13 protein-coding genes, 1 tRNA gene and 4 pseudogenes are annotated in these 14,294 nt (G+C 58.5%); 14 read left to right on the top strand and 4 right to left on the bottom strand.

The genetic code is table 11. The features are described from left to right. Window positions 1-82: 82 nt before the first annotated feature. The gene (locus FHT71_RS04580; protein WP_132594528.1) at window positions 83-724 is read left to right on the top strand and encodes a DUF47 family protein; all 642 of its coding nucleotides are present in this window, start codon (window positions 83-85) and stop codon (window positions 722-724) included. Then, window positions 724-1,728, top strand: coding sequence for an inorganic phosphate transporter (locus FHT71_RS04575; RefSeq protein WP_007788869.1), 1,005 nt, complete (start codon window positions 724-726; stop codon window positions 1,726-1,728). Before FHT71_RS04580 ends, FHT71_RS04575 begins: the two co-directional genes overlap by 1 nt. Before the next feature lies 1 nt (window position 1,729). Here FHT71_RS04575 and FHT71_RS31355 read toward each other — a convergent pair whose 3' ends face one another. Continuing rightward, a complete protein-coding gene (locus FHT71_RS31355; protein WP_132594530.1) occupies window positions 1,730-2,026 on the bottom strand; it encodes a hypothetical protein in 297 nt (98 codons plus the stop codon). 117 nt (window positions 2,027-2,143) lie between these two features. On the opposite strand from FHT71_RS31355, the gene FHT71_RS04570 reads away from it, so the two are divergent. The 3 genes and pseudogenes from FHT71_RS04570 to FHT71_RS31350 form a co-directional block, all read left to right on the top strand. Beyond that, window positions 2,144-2,218 (top strand) — tRNA-Asn (locus FHT71_RS04570). Between the two features lie 391 nt (window positions 2,219-2,609). Further along, window positions 2,610-2,911, top strand: a pseudogene (locus FHT71_RS32260) (hypothetical protein). A gap of 135 nt (window positions 2,912-3,046) precedes the next feature. Next, window positions 3,047-3,291: pseudogene (locus FHT71_RS31350) on the top strand (SAM-dependent methyltransferase); the annotation flags it as partial. 81 nt (window positions 3,292-3,372) lie between these two features. On the opposite strand, the pseudogene FHT71_RS04565 reads toward FHT71_RS31350, so the two are convergent. Continuing rightward, window positions 3,373-4,205: pseudogene (locus FHT71_RS04565) on the bottom strand (SDR family NAD(P)-dependent oxidoreductase). A 100-nt stretch (window positions 4,206-4,305) separates the two neighbouring features. Further along, window positions 4,306-4,998, bottom strand: a complete 693-nt coding sequence (locus FHT71_RS04560) for a ChrR family anti-sigma-E factor (protein WP_183719165.1) — start codon at window positions 4,996-4,998, stop codon at window positions 4,306-4,308. 186 nt (window positions 4,999-5,184) lie between these two features. On the opposite strand from FHT71_RS04560, the gene FHT71_RS04555 reads away from it, so the two are divergent. The 5 genes from FHT71_RS04555 (at window position 5,185) to FHT71_RS04535 (ending at window position 8,993) form a co-directional block, all read left to right on the top strand. Then, window positions 5,185-6,225: a cysteine synthase A gene (locus tag FHT71_RS04555; RefSeq protein ID WP_132594534.1), complete on the top strand. Its 1,041-nt coding sequence runs from the start codon at window positions 5,185-5,187 to the stop codon at window positions 6,223-6,225. Window positions 6,226-6,231: 6 nt separating this feature from the next. Next, on the top strand, window positions 6,232-6,969 hold the full coding sequence (locus tag FHT71_RS04550) for an alanyl-tRNA editing protein (protein WP_183719085.1): 738 nt from the start codon (window positions 6,232-6,234) through the stop codon (window positions 6,967-6,969). A 17-nt stretch (window positions 6,970-6,986) separates the two neighbouring features. Beyond that, on the top strand, window positions 6,987-7,856 hold the full coding sequence (gene sseA, locus FHT71_RS04545) for a 3-mercaptopyruvate sulfurtransferase (protein ID WP_183719083.1): 870 nt from the start codon (window positions 6,987-6,989) through the stop codon (window positions 7,854-7,856). Between the two features lie 4 nt (window positions 7,857-7,860). After that, window positions 7,861-8,424, top strand: a complete 564-nt coding sequence (locus FHT71_RS04540) for a GNAT family N-acetyltransferase (protein ID WP_037082727.1) — start codon at window positions 7,861-7,863, stop codon at window positions 8,422-8,424. A gap of 101 nt (window positions 8,425-8,525) precedes the next feature. Beyond that, window positions 8,526-8,993 (top strand): DUF1203 domain-containing protein, encoded by a 468-nt coding sequence (locus tag FHT71_RS04535; RefSeq protein WP_183719081.1) that lies wholly within the window; start codon window positions 8,526-8,528, stop codon window positions 8,991-8,993. A 62-nt stretch (window positions 8,994-9,055) separates the two neighbouring features. Here the strand turns inward: FHT71_RS04535 and ald are convergent, their stop codons facing one another. Beyond that, entirely contained in the window at window positions 9,056-10,174 is a 1,119-nt protein-coding gene (gene ald, locus FHT71_RS04530; protein ID WP_007792839.1) for an alanine dehydrogenase, read from the bottom strand. Between the two features lie 153 nt (window positions 10,175-10,327). Between ald and FHT71_RS04525 the strand changes: the two genes are divergently transcribed. From FHT71_RS04525 to FHT71_RS04510, 4 genes and pseudogenes are all read left to right on the top strand, one after another. After that, window positions 10,328-10,789 carry an Lrp/AsnC family transcriptional regulator gene (locus tag FHT71_RS04525; protein ID WP_007792837.1) on the top strand — a complete coding sequence of 154 codons (462 nt, stop codon included), beginning with the start codon at window positions 10,328-10,330 and terminating at the stop codon, window positions 10,787-10,789. A gap of 86 nt (window positions 10,790-10,875) precedes the next feature. Further along, entirely contained in the window at window positions 10,876-11,772 is an 897-nt protein-coding gene (locus tag FHT71_RS04520) for a DMT family transporter (protein WP_132594540.1), read from the top strand. A 70-nt stretch (window positions 11,773-11,842) separates the two neighbouring features. Then, window positions 11,843-12,169: pseudogene (locus FHT71_RS04515) on the top strand (PilZ domain-containing protein); the annotation flags it as partial. A 99-nt stretch (window positions 12,170-12,268) separates the two neighbouring features. Further along, a complete protein-coding gene (locus FHT71_RS04510) occupies window positions 12,269-14,257 on the top strand; it encodes a bifunctional 2',3'-cyclic-nucleotide 2'-phosphodiesterase/3'-nucleotidase (RefSeq protein WP_132594542.1) in 1,989 nt (662 codons plus the stop codon). The last annotated feature ends 37 nt before the right edge of the window (window positions 14,258-14,294 follow it).

The following is a 14,294-nucleotide window of genomic DNA, read 5'->3' as shown; positions in this document are numbered from 1 at the left end:
AGCAGGTGCAATTGTGACACTTTAATTGCAAGCCCTGCCAATTTATGACGAGCTTCTAAAAATTCTCAAACGGATGGATGGAATGCTCAGCTGGTTTCGTAGACTTTTGCCGCGTGAAGACCGGTTCTTTGACCTTTTTGCCCAGCATTCCCGGACGATCGTTGGCGCCGCGGAAGCGCTGAACGAGTTGCTCGCCGGCAGGGATACCGAGCGGCATTGCGATCGGATCGTCGCGCTCGAAAACGATGCCGACAACATCACCCGCGAGGTGCTGCTTGCGGTTCGCCGGAGCTTCATCACACCTTTCGACCGTGTCGATATCAAGGATCTGATCCAGTCGATGGATGACGCGATCGATATGATGCACAAGACTGTCAAGACGATCCGGCTCTTCGAGCAAACCCAATTCGATCCACGCATGCAAGAAATGGGCGTGGCAATCGTGCAGGCCGCCCATCTCATCGCCGAGGCGATCCCACTGCTTGATCGCATCAACGCCAACGCTCCGCGGCTCATGGCGATTGCGGAGGAAGTTACCCGCGTCGAAGGACGCTCCGACGAGTTGCACGATCACGGCCTGAAGGAACTCTTCCTCCGTCACGGCGCGTCGAATGCGATGGCCTACATCATCGGCAGCGAAATCTACGGTGAACTCGAGAAGGTCGTTGATCGCTTCGAAGACGTTGCCAACGAAATCAGCGGCATCGTGATTGAGAACGTTTGATGGACGCCACCCTCGCCTTTCCGCTGCTCGCCGGCCTGATCGCGATCGCGCTGTTCTTTGACTTCCTGAATGGCCTGCATGATGCCGCGAATTCGATCGCAACGATCGTTTCCACGCGCGTACTGCGGCCTCAGTATGCCGTCGTCTGGGCAGCTTTCTTCAATTTCATTGCGTTCCTGTTCTTCGGTCTCCATGTTGCCGAAACCCTTGGAACCGGCATCATCGACCCCAATATCGTCACGCCGCTGATCATCTTCGCGGCACTGATGGGCGCGATCGTCTGGAATATCGTCACCTGGATCTTCGGCATCCCGTCCAGCTCTTCGCATGCTCTGGTGGGCGGGCTGGTAGGCGCCGGACTAGCAAAAGTTGGCTTCAGCTCAATCGTGTGGAGCGGACTGCTGAAGACAGCGGGCGCGATCGTCATGTCGCCGTTGATCGGCTTCATGCTGGCGCTCTTCCTCGTGCTTATCGTCTCCTGGATCTTCGTTCGGCAGACACCCTTTGCTGTCGATCGAACGTTCCGCGTCCTGCAATTCGTATCCGCCTCTCTTTATTCGCTGGGCCACGGCGGCAATGATGCGCAAAAGACGATGGGCATCATCGCCGTACTTCTCTATTCGCAGGGTTATCTCGGGGGAAGCTTCCACGTGCCGCTCTGGGTCGTGCTCTCCTGCCAGACGGCCATGGCGCTTGGGACACTCTTCGGCGGCTGGCGAATCGTCCATACCATGGGGTCGAAGATCACCCGTCTGAACCCTATGCAGGGGTTCTGCGCGGAGACAGGCGGCGCTCTCACCCTCTTCGGAGCCACGTGGCTTGGGATTCCGGTTTCCACGACCCATACGATCACTGGCGCGATCATCGGCGTTGGCGCCGCGCGCCGCGTCTCGGCAGTCCGTTGGGGCCTAGCAGGCAACATCGTCGTTGCCTGGGTGATCACGCTCCCGGCTGCCGCGCTTATTTCGGCGCTCTTTTATTGCGTGGCGGGCCTTTTCAACTGATTTAAGGGGCGGGTTTCCGCCTCTTGCTCCACCAGACGGAGAATCGCCGCCGCATCCGACGCACGAGATGCAGGTCGTGCGATAGAACGATGAATCCCAACGGAATCATCCAGAAGCCGAGAACGGGCAAGAATCCCAAAAATCCACCCAGGATCAGCAGCATGCCGATCGTCATTCTGGCGAGGCGCGACCGTGGAAGCGGAATACTTACGGAGCCCAGAACGAGATGGCCGGTGTTGTGATCGATGCCAAATCGCTTGGCTCCCGATTTTCCAGTGGTATCATGTGCTTCAGTCATCCACAGGAGATGGGGTTATACAGAACGAATACAAGCGGATGTCATTTTTTTGAAAAAACCGCTTGGCAAATCGGGCAAGCATTTGTATTAGGCCACTCACACCGCGGCGAGCGGTGATCCCTGGTAGCTCAGCGGTAGAGCATTCGACTGTTAATCGACAGGTCGCCGGTTCGAATCCGGCCCGGGGAGCCAGTTTCTCAGCAATTGCTGAACACTTTCAAGAGCGGTTCGAGTTTCGAACCGCTCTTTCTTTTCTGAAATCTCTCAGGCCTTTCTCGGGAAAAGCTCACCTTTTGGTCAAGGATTGCGCTCCGTTGGTGGGCGCGATGTTCGAACTTCTTAGAGTTGAGGCTTGGGCTCGCGCTGCCCATGGTGGCGCAAAGACGATCGAAATGCCCATGGCATGCTTGCCGATCGGCGACGGGAAACAGCCCGCGAGTGTTGGGACGGCTGCTGAATAATCCGCGCTTGGGTGGATAAAAACTTCGCAACAATGCTTTTGCCGATGGACTTTGCCATGTCACCCAAACGAAAAACGACGACAAGAGGAAATCCCCATACGTAGTCCGATGATAGCGCGGCTATTCTTGCTGCGGGTCTGGCAACCTCCGCCTTTGCCTAATCCAATCCCGATCCAATCGGCCCAACGAATGGCGGTTCTACAAATCCCAGCTCCAGCACCTACTCGGGCGATTATACGAGCGGCGATAGCGGCACACATCCGATCACTGTCGCTCCGATTGACCCGACGACCACGCAGAGCATCACACCCAGCCCAAGGCAATGGATTGCCCGGGTATGCCACAGGTAAATTCGGGTATTGACACCCGTGGCGGCGAGAGTGGCGCATCCATCAGTCCCCCCTGCCGCGAATACGACAACTGATCGGGCCGATGGCCGGCTTCCAAGAGGGCCGGGATGGCCGGCCCTTTTCTTGCGCTTGAACCTCCAGAAACTCTCTCCATGAAGGCAGAAACGCCTGTTCCACGCCTACCGTAGTTTCGCGCCAAGAACAAAACGCCGACGCAGGGTCACCCAGCCGAACTTGGCTGGAAAGTGAATTTGTCACTGGTCAGGGACTTTGGTTTCGGGTTAGACTACACTTGCCGAATGGCGCGAGCGTTTTTGTCGGTATGGGAGCGCGTTCGCCCATGGGGCATTGATGAGCGCTTCAAGGGCTCTGGAAATTCTGTTTATTTTATTGTGAAGCAGGCTTCCGCGCTAGAAACATAGACGTCCGCCAGGTCGTCTTTTCGCGGAGCTGACGAGAGCGGGTGGCGGCCTGTTCGACAGATGACCTCCTGTCTGGCCGCCATCCGCCTCGTCCTTGCCTCGGACGTCGACGACTACTCTGCAGGATGCGCTAGGCCCGGCCGCGCATGCTTTTCTAACGGCCGCTCCCGCCAGCCTGTGAAGCGATTCACTGCCCAGAAATAGAGATTGTAAGGCAGGAGATTGACGAGCTTCATCATGTAGGTGAAGCGCTTCGGGAAGCTAATCTCGAGCTTTGAGACTTGAGGCCCGCCGAAATCTGTTCTGCTGCCTCCTCCACCGACACCAGCGAGGGCGTGGGAAATTGGTTTCTCTTCATTGCGGACGTATCGACGAAGCCCGGATTGATGAGCTGGATGCGGATGCCCATCTTGTCGAGATCGAATTTGAGGCTCTCCGCCATATTGATCAAGGCGGCTTGTGTGGCGCCGTAGGCCGCACCTGTCGGCAGGCCGCCGTAGCCTGAAACAGACGCGACGATGGCAATTTGCCCCTGCCCCTTCGCCTTCATGTGCCGCACCGCAGGGACGAGGCAATTCACAACGCCCTGCAGATTGACCGCGAAACTCTGCTCAAAATCAGTAAGCTTCAACTCCTCCGCATGGACGGGGAGATAAACGCCGGCGTTAAAGACCGCCAACGCGAGCGCGCCATGTTCATATTCGATTGAAGCGAGCACATGCTCCATGTCTTCGGCGTTGGTGACATCTCCGTCCAGCACGATGATGCTGCCGGGCAGATCGGAAGCCTCGACCTGCAATTCGGCAAGCTTTTCATGATCGCGAGCGGTGACAGCGACCTTGTATCCGTCTCCGGCAAGCTTGAGTGCCAACGCTCGCCCAATTCCGCAACTCGCACCCGAAATCCAGGCAATTCCGTGTTCTGGACGAGCGACAAAGTCTTGCATGGCACATATCCTCCGGGCTGTTTTCTGAACGTCAAAACAGGTCCGGGAGTTCCTCGCCATCTCCCGGATTCAACGCAATATCACGCCATTGTGGCTGCTTTCAGCCGATCAGGTCACCTATCAGCTGACGCAAAGATCCGGTCAGCTTGACCGGCGCATCGAGAACCGAAAACGCGATGCAGGGACGGTCCCTTTCGGCGATCGGCCGATGGTCGACGCTCTCGTCTGCTACCGAGATATCGCCAGGTCCGAAACGGCCGCGTGCGTCGTTGAACGCGCCGTCCAGGATTAAGGTGAGTTCCATTCCCTTGTGGGTATGCGCGGGCAGCGCCCGGCCGGCCTTGATCCACATCAGGCTGACTTCGCAGCCATCGATGTCGGTGGAGTATTCCTTGAAGCCTGGAAGCTTCGTCTTCCAAGGCACTGTATCCACATCATAACCGACCAGATTGCGAATCGCCTTCGGGAAGAAGCCCCCGTGTGCCTGTAGATCGGCTGGCGCGTGATCTTCGGCCGGCGGCGCGGAGGCGAAGACGGCAGCGACCCGTGCCTCGCGATCGCCGATCGCAGTCTCCGGTATCTGCTCGAGAGCCTCACCAGCCAGGGCTTCAAGATCGCTCACGAGCAGACGATGATCTGCCTTCATTTCGAGATGCGATTCCACGAGCACCCGCGCCGGCTCAAGTAGAGATCCGGCGACGTAATGCGCCATCAGTGCATCGACCGTGTCGATATGCTCGTGAACCATGACGGTTTCGGTGATTTCCGCTTTTATAGATTGCTTTGTCATCATCCGTACGTTGAAAGTCAATCTCCGGATCACGACGGTCGCAAACGGCTCTGGCTCAAGCGCCCCGGACCACGATGAAGTCTAATTTTGTCGCTGCGCTCAAAGGGATGGAATAGCATTTCTTGCCAACCTAGCCTTGTGAAGGGAAAAGACCGTTCCTAAACTAAGCGTTCAAAAGAGGCAGAGTCCATGACCGTCTATCCGTCCGTTCTAGAGGCAATCGGCAACACCCCCTTGATCAAGCTCAAGGGCGCGTCGGAAGCGACCGGCTGCACTATCCTCGGTAAAGCGGAATTTCTCAATCCGGGCCAGTCGGTCAAGGATCGCGCCGCGCTTTACATCATTCGCGATGCAGAGAAGAAAGGTTTGCTGAGACCGGGCGGAGTTATCGTCGAGGGGACGGCCGGCAATACCGGTATCGGCTTGACCGTCGTTGCAAAGGCGCTTGGATACCGAACCGTCATCGTCATCCCGGAGACCCAGAGCCAGGAAAAGAAGGACGCCCTGAAATTGCTCGGTGCCGAGCTCGTCGAGGTGCCCGCCGTTCCCTACAAGAACCCGAACAACTACGTGAAGGTATCCGGAAGGCTTGCCGAGCAGCTGGCGAAGACGGACCCGAACGGCGCGATCTGGGCAAACCAGTTCGACAATGTCGCCAACCGGCAGGCGCATATTGAAACGACGGCCCAAGAAATCTGGAACGACACGAACGGCAAAGTCGACGGCTTCATCTGCTCCGTTGGCTCGGGCGGGACGCTTGCGGGCGTGGCAGCCGGCCTCAAAGCCTTCAGCAATGACATCAAGATCGGCCTTGCCGATCCCGACGGAGCCGCGCTCTACGAATTCTACAAGAACGGCGAACTTAAATCCGCTGGTTCCTCGATCACCGAAGGAATCGGTCAGGGCCGGATCACGGCAAACCTGGAAGGCTTTACGCCCGATTTCTCTTACAGCATCTCGGATGCCGAAGCCCTGCCCTACGTCTTCGACCTCGTCGAACATGAAGGATTGTGCCTGGGCGGATCGACCGGGATCAACATTGCCGGCTCAGTGCGCCTTGCTAAAGAGCTCGGTCCCGGCCATACCATCGTGACCATCCTCTGCGACTACGGCAACCGCTATCAGTCCAAGCTCTTCAACCCGGATTTCCTAACCTCGAAGGGCTTGCCCGTCCCGGCGTGGCTCGCCAAGACGCAAGACATACAGATCCCGTACGAACCAGCAGCGTGAGACCCCATGCCCGTCAATGCCCTCTATCGTGACGATTTCTATCTTTCCACATGCGAGGCGGTTGTAACCGCCATTCACGAAGACGGGGGCATTGAGCTGGATCGGACCTGCTTCTATGCGACATCGGGAGGCCAGCCGGGCGATACCGGCTTTCTCGAGCGCGCCGACGGCAGCAAGATCGCGCTCGCACAGACAAAGCATGGGCCAAGCAAGGACATCGTCGTCCATGTGCCGCTCGAAGGTGAGACCAAGCCAGTTGTCGGCGAAAAGCTGGTGTTGCACGTCGACTGGCCGCGCCGCTACAAGCTGATGCGAATGCATACCGCCTGTCATCTGCTCTCGGTGGTCTGCTCCTATCCGATCACCGGTGCGGCCGTTGGCGAAGACGAAAGCCGTGTCGACTTCGATATGACCGAGACAATCGACAAGGACGACGTGACCGAAAAACTGATGGAACTGGTGCGGCAGAACCATCCGGTCTACCTGCAATGGATCACCGACGAGCAACTTGCCGCCAATCCGGGCATCGTCAAATCCAAGAATGTTCGCCCGCCGATCGGCCTAGGCCGGGTCAGCCTTGTCTGCATCGGCGAAAACTCTGCGATTGACAGCCAGCCTTGCGGCGGCACACATGTGTCCGAAACGCAGGAAGTCGGCCAGATTCACATTGCCAAGATCGAGAAGAAGGGCAAGGAAAACCGCCGCTTCCGAATTCGCTTCGGCGCTCCCGGCGACGAAGCTTGAAGCCTAGGGAGAGCAGAATGAGCGAAGAGAAGAGCCGGTTCGTCGTTTCGGCCGATTGGCTGCAGGCGGCATTGGGCAAGCCGGATTTGCGCGTCCTAGATGCATCCTTTTATTTGCCGGCGCAGAAGCGTGATGCCGACGCGGAATATGCCGCCGGCCACATCCCTGGTGCCGTCCGCTTCGATCAGGACAAAATCGCGGATCATTCCGTACCGCTGCCGCACACCATTCCCTCGCCTGAGCTTTTCGCAACTGAGGTCGGAAAACTCGGCATCGGTGAAAACAACCGTATCGTCGTCTACGACGGGATCGGAATGTTCGCATCGCCGCGCGTCTGGTGGCTGTTTCGCGTGATGGGCGCGCGGAATGTGTACGTTCTCGACGGCGGCCTTGACGGATGGAAGTCTGAGGGTCGACCGCTTGAGACAACCGTGCCGCACTATGAGCCCAAGGTATTTAGGCCGACCTACGACGCCTCGCGGGTCGTCACTCTCGACACAATGCGGGATATCGTTGCGAGCGGCACCCTGCAGATAGCCGACGCCAGAAGCGCCGGCCGATTTGCAGCGCTCGAGCCTGAGCCGCGCGCTGGCATGCGCTCCGGTCACATGCCGGGTGCGCGAAACCTGCCGTCGGGTGTCTTCGCCAACCAGGGCCGCTTCAAGTCGCTGCCGGAACTCAAGCAGACGATCGAGGACGCCGGCATAGACCTGTCGAAGCCCGTCGTCACGTCCTGCGGCTCAGGCATCACAGCCGCGATCATTACGCTGGCGCTGGAATCGCTCGGCCATGCCGACAACAAGCTCTACGACGGCTCTTGGAGCGAATGGGGTGGCCGGGACGACACGCCCGTCGTCACTGGCCCACCAGAACCGGTCAAAGTCTAACGCGATGGTGAAGGCCCCCTCGTCCCTGAAAGCCCATATTACGCGCCTGGAAATGACGGCACCGCCGAAGGCAAGCCTGCCGGTGCCCATCAACATCCAGACGGCGATCATGCGTGCTCCCGATATTCCGCTGCCTTTCTACCGCTATCTCTACCGCCAGGTCGGGGCCCGGTGGCAGTGGGTGGATCGGATACGGATGGTGGACGAGGACCTGGCCAGGGCGCTGCATGATAAGCGCAACAATATCAGCGTGCTCTATGTGAATGGCGCACCCGCCGGTTTCTATGAATATTTCGTCGAGGATGAGGACACCATCGAGCTCTGCCACTTCGGGCTGATCGAGCATGCACTTGGTCTCGGGATCGGAAAGTGGTTCCTGCTGCAGGCACTCTATGCGATCTGGACGCTCAATCCGAAGCGAGTGACGACGACGACCAACAATCTCGATCATCCGCGTGCGCTCCAGCTTTACCAGATGTTCGGCTTTTCTCCGGTCTCCACCGGCGCGGGCATCGTCCGGCCGCTCAGCGACAAGGAACTGCTGGAGCTGAGTAAGAAGGGCTGTTGAGCAGGCCAAAAGGAACTCTGGCTGGAGGCGCTTGCGCAGGAATCGGGTGGCTTGCGCGCCTGCAAAGGCGCATCTCATGGCAATCAGCAAGGAGATCTGCAATGACCGACATCCGCTTTTCCGCCATGCCCACTGCCGACGCCGAAAATCTTTGGAACGGCGGTACAGATGCCTACGGTTTCTTGCCCGAGACGATGGTCTCAGACGGCCCGGGCTACCCCTGCCGTCACTGCCTGAACAACATCGATGCGGGCGAGGAACTGCTGGTTTTTGCATACCGGCCGTTTCCCGAGCTTCAGCCCTATGCTGAAACCGGCCCTGTCTTTCTCCACAAGCAACCGTGCGGGCGCTATGTCGCCGAAGAAGTCCTACCACCGGTTCTGACCAGCCCCGATTTCATCGTGCGCGGCTACAATGCCGAAAACCGCATTGTCTACAGCACAGGCGCGGTAACACTGACACCCGACATTCGCTCCTATGCGGCCCAACTCCTCGAGCGGCCGGAGATCGCCTACGTGCACGTGCGGTCAGCGCGCAACAACTGCTATCAGTGCCGTATCGACAGATGACAGCAAAAAGGGCCGATCGCAGGAGAATGCGATCGGCCCTGCCTCACGTAACGTGATGGGAATTACGCTACGTTCAGTACGCTTTCCGGGGCGTAGACTTCATAGCCTAAAGCTTCGGCCACCGGCTTATTGGTGACGCGGCCCTTATGGATGTTGAGACCGTTCCTGAGGTGGCGATCCTCCGCGATTGCACGCAGCCCACGGTCCGCAAGCGCCAGCCCATAAACCAGCGTCGCATTGTTCAGGGCATGGGCCGAAGTGACCGGCACGGCGCCTGGCATATTGGCAACGCAATAATGCACCACGTCATCGACAACGTAGGTCGGCTCGGAATGGGTCGTTGCATGCGACGTCTCGAAGCAGCCACCCTGGTCGATGGCGACGTCGACAATCACGGAGCCTCGCTTCATCCCCGACAGCATTTCGCGGGTGACGAGCTTCGGTGCGGCGGCTCCCGGAATGAGCACAGCGCCGATGACGAGGTCTGCCGAGAACACTTCCTCTTCCAGGGCCTGAATGCTGGAATAGCGGGTATGGACGCGACCGCCGAAGATATCGTCGAGCTGGCGCAGGCGCGGCAGAGACTTGTCGAGGATGCTGACGTCGGCACCGAGGCCCGCCGCCATCCTGGCTGCATGCAAACCGACGACGCCGCCGCCGATCACCGCAACCTTGGCCGGCAGCACGCCGGGCACGCCACCAAGCAAGATGCCAAGGCCGCCATTCGCCTTTTGCAGCGCGGTCGCGCCCGCCTGGATCGACAGGCGTCCGGCGACCTCGGACATGGGCGCAAGGAGCGGCAGGCCGCCGCGGTCATCTGTTACAGTCTCATAGGCAACAGCGGTGACGCCGGAGGCGAGGAGGCCCTTGGTCTGTTCCGGATCGGGCGCGAGGTGAAGATAGGTATAGAGAATCTGGCCATCGCGAAGCTGCGCCCATTCGGAGGGCTGCGGCTCCTTGACCTTTACGATCATGTCGCACTTCTCAAAGATTTCCTTGGCCGAGGCAGCAATCTTTGCGCCGGCGGCCGCGTAGGCGGCATCATCGGCACCAATGCCAGCGCCTGCCTTGGTTTCAACCCAGACCTCATGGCCATGTGCGACATATTCACGAACGGATGCAGGTGTCAGGCCGACACGATATTCATGATTCTTGATTTCCTTCGGGCAACCGACACGCATTAGGCGTTCCTCTCTCTTTGTCCGCTTGGCGGAGTGTATTGACGAGGAAATCCAACCACCACGGCCACGAAATGTCCTTGCAAAGAAGGTTTGCGCCGACACTGATTTTCGAAGATTATTGCAAATTCGAGCAAATAATCGAAAGTCCTTCGAATGTCCGAACTCGACACCATCGATCTTGCGATTCTGAAGACACTTCAGTCCAATGCCCGCATTACCAACGCCGATCTTGCGGCCAAGGTCGGCCTGTCGGCATCGGCCTGCTCTCGGCGGCTTGATATACTGGAGAAAAGCGGCGTCATCAGCGGCTACCACGCGCACGTCTCTCACAAGGCGCTCGACTATAAGATGATCGCGGTGGTGCACATTTCCCTGTCGGGCCAGTTTGCGAAGACGCTTTCCGAATTCGAGGCCGCCGTTAAGCGCTGTCCGAACGTCCTCGTCTGCTACCTGATGTCCGGCGAATACGACTATATTCTCCGTGTCGCCGCCCGTGACCTGGAGGACTACGAGCGCATCCATCGCGACTGGCTCTCGGCGCTTCCACACGTCGTCAAGATCAATTCCAGCTTTGCCTTGCGGGAAGTCATCGACAGGCCAAATGTCGGGCTTTGACAGAGAGCCAAAATCGGCAGACAGTTCTTGCATCGGAGCAGCAGCTTCGTTACCCCTGCCTGATCCCCCCGCAGCAAGACGCACGCATGAAATCCAAGACCCAAGGTTATGTTTTCGTCCTGTTGGCGATCACCATCTTCTCGCTGCAGGACGGCATCTCGAAGCATCTGGCATCCGCCTACCCACCCGTCTTGGTTACCATGATCCGCTACTGGGCCTTTGCCGCCTTCACCGTAGCGCTTGCTAGCAGGATGAGGGGTGGCTTGAAACAGACGGCCTACACAAAGAGGCCGCTGCTGCAGGTGATCCGGGGTGTTTTGCTGGCCGCTCAGGTCGTCGTCGTCATCAACTGCTTTGCCCTGATCGGTCTTGCCCACTCGCAGGCGATCTTCTCGGCAACCCCGATTCTCATTGCATTGCTCTCGATGCCTATCCTTGGCGAACGGGTCGGCTGGCGTCGCTGGACGGCAATCGGTGCGGGTCTCGTCGGGGTGCTGCTGATCCTGAAGCCGGAAGGCGAATTCTTCGATGTCCAGCTTCTGCTTGCCGTCTTCTCGTGCTTCCTGTTCGCCTTCTATGTCATCGCCACCCGCCTTGTCAGCCGGGACGACTCGGCCATGACGAGCTTCTTCTACACGGGCGTCGTCGGCGGCATCGCCATGACGCTGGTCGGCCCTTTCTATTGGACCTGGATGTCGGGCTGGGATTGGGTATGGATGGCACTTGTCTGCATGACCAGCATATCGAGCCACTATTTCCTCATCCGTGCGTACGACATGCTGGATGCCACCGCCGTGCAGCCGCTGACCTATCTGCAGCTCGTCTATGCATCGATCATCGGCGTCGTGATCTACAACGAGAAGCTGAACCTCACCATGATCATCGGCTCCGTCATCGTCGTCGCGGCGGGCATTTTCACCGTATGGCGGGAACAGGTCGTTGCACGCAGATCGCGTCGGCAACAGGAATCTCGGCAATTTTAGATCGAGCTATTAAAGCATTCTCAACGTTCGTCCCATAGAATTCATCTGTATGTTTCTGGTGGAGCGTAACATGCAGCGCAATCTGATTATCATTACCCGCAAGGCCGAACGCCGGTCCTGCCGCATATTCGGTAAGGTCCGCTATCTCACCAAAGAAGTGGATGCCCGCATCCTCGACATGTCGGTTACCGGCATGGCCGTCGAAATCCGGGCGCCGATTCATGCCGCTTCCGGCAGCCGTGTACAGGTTCTTGCCGATGATCTCGGCACGCTGCACGGCATCATCCGCTGGAGCCACAATGGCCGTCTGGGAATTCAGTTCGATCCGAATTCCAATGCCCGCGCGCAGGTGGCGTCATATTTCCGGTTCTTCCACAAGGAGGTAAAACCAGTCCTGACGCGATAATCGCCCTGTCATTTTCAGGGTTTACTCCTTCGCAAATCACCATAATCTCGCCCGCGGGCCGGGCGATGCGTGATTTTCGAAGGAGTTTTCATGTCTTCCATTCTCGATCTGCCACCAATGACCCGTCGCTCTCTGCTTGGCGGCATCGCTGCCACGTCTGCACTCGTCCTGCTTCATCCCTTTAGCGCGCGCGCAGCCGCCAATCAGGCTCATCTGCGCCTGATGGAAACGACCGACATTCACGTCAACGTCTTTCCCTACGACTACTATGCCGACAAACCGAACGATACGATGGGTCTGGCGCGCACCGCGACGATCATCGACAACATCCGGGCGGAAGCTGCCAACTCGCTGCTGATCGACAACGGCGACGTGCTGCAGGGCAACCCGATGGGCGACTATATGGCCTATCAGCGCGGGATGAAGGACGGCGATGTGCATCCCGTCATCAAGGCCATGAACACGCTCGGCTACACCGTCGGCACGCTCGGCAACCACGAATTCAACTATGGCCTCGACTTCATGTTCAAGGTGCTGAACGGGGCAAACTTTCCGTTCGTCTGCGCAAACCTGACAAAGGGCCAGCTCGCATCGGATCCGACGAAGGATGAGCTGTTCTTCAAGCCCTACATCATCGTCGGAAAGACCATCAGGGACGGTGCCGGCAACGAGAACATGGTCAAGATCGGCTTCATTGGCTTCGTGCCGCCGCAGATCATGCTGTGGGATATCAAGAACCTCGAACGCAAGGCGCAGACGCGCGACATCGTCGAAGCTGCTAAGGCCTGGGTGCCGGTCATGAAGCAGGAAGGGGCAGATATTGTCATCGCGCTCTCGCATTCCGGCATCGACGGTGCGGCAGCCTCCGAGAAGATGGAAAATGCCTCCCTGCATCTCGCCGCCGTCGATGGAATCGACGCAATTTTCACCGGCCACCAGCACCTTGTCTTCCCCGGCCCCAAGACCTGGGATGGCATCCAGAACGCCGATCCGGTGAAAGGCACCTTGTACGGCAAGCCCGCCGTCATGGCCGGCTTCTGGGGCTCGCATCTCGGCCTGATCGATCTCCTTCTGGAGAAGGACGGCAAGGGCTGGAGGATCGTTGACTTCACCTCCGAAGCTCGGCCGATCTACCACCGCGATGACAAAAAGAAAGTCGTCGCCGATGTGGTCGACAAGAAGGACGTCATCGAGGCTGCGAAGGCCGAGCACGAGGCAACGCTCGCTTACGTGCGCACCCCCGTCGGCAAGACCTCAGCCCCGCTCTACTCCTATTTCGCGCTGGTCGCCGACGATCCGTCGGTTCAGATCGTCAGCCAGGCGCAAACCTGGTACATCAAGCAGATGCTCGCCGACACCGAATACAAGGACCTGCCGGTGCTTTCGGCGGCGGCGCCGTTCAAGGCGGGTGGCCGCGGCGGCGCGGACTACTATACGGACGTGCCTGCCGGCGACATCGCGATCAAGAACGTCGCTGATCTCTACCTCTATCCGAACACAGTCCAGGCGGTCGCCATTACTGGCGAGCAGGTGAAGAACTGGCTGGAAATGTCAGCCGCCATGTTCAACGAGGTGAAGCCGGGCTCAAAGGATGCCGAACTGCTGAACAACGCCTTCCCATCCTACAACTTCGATGTGATCGACGGCGTCACCTACCAGATCGATCTATCGCAGCCGCGCCGGTTCGATGATGACGGCAAGCTGAACAATGCCGATGCAAACCGCATCCAGAATCTGCAATTCGACGGTAAGCCCATTGATCTCAAGCAGAAATTCTTGGTCGTCACCAACAATTACCGCGCCGGCGGCGGTGGCAAGTTTCCGGAAATTGCGGCCGACAAGGTCGTCTTCCAGGCGCCGGACACGAACCGCGACGTCATTGTCCGTTTCGTCCACGAGCAGGGGACGATCAATCCGTCGGCCGACGGCAACTGGAGCTTCAAACCGCTGCCGGGGACGACGGCGGTCTTCCAGAGCGGTCCGAAAGCCAAGCAATTTCTCGCGGATGTGGAGAGCGTCAAGATCGAGGACGCCGGTGAAGGCACTGACGGATTCTCGAAGTTCAGGCTGATACTCTAGATGTGAGCTTCAGGAGGTTTTCAGCGCGGAATGGGAA

The organism is Rhizobium sp. BK060, assembly GCF_014193145.1.
In the GTDB taxonomy this organism is placed as follows: Bacteria; Pseudomonadota; Alphaproteobacteria; order Rhizobiales; family Rhizobiaceae; genus Rhizobium.
This window is presented reverse-complemented; position numbering and strand designations above follow the sequence as displayed.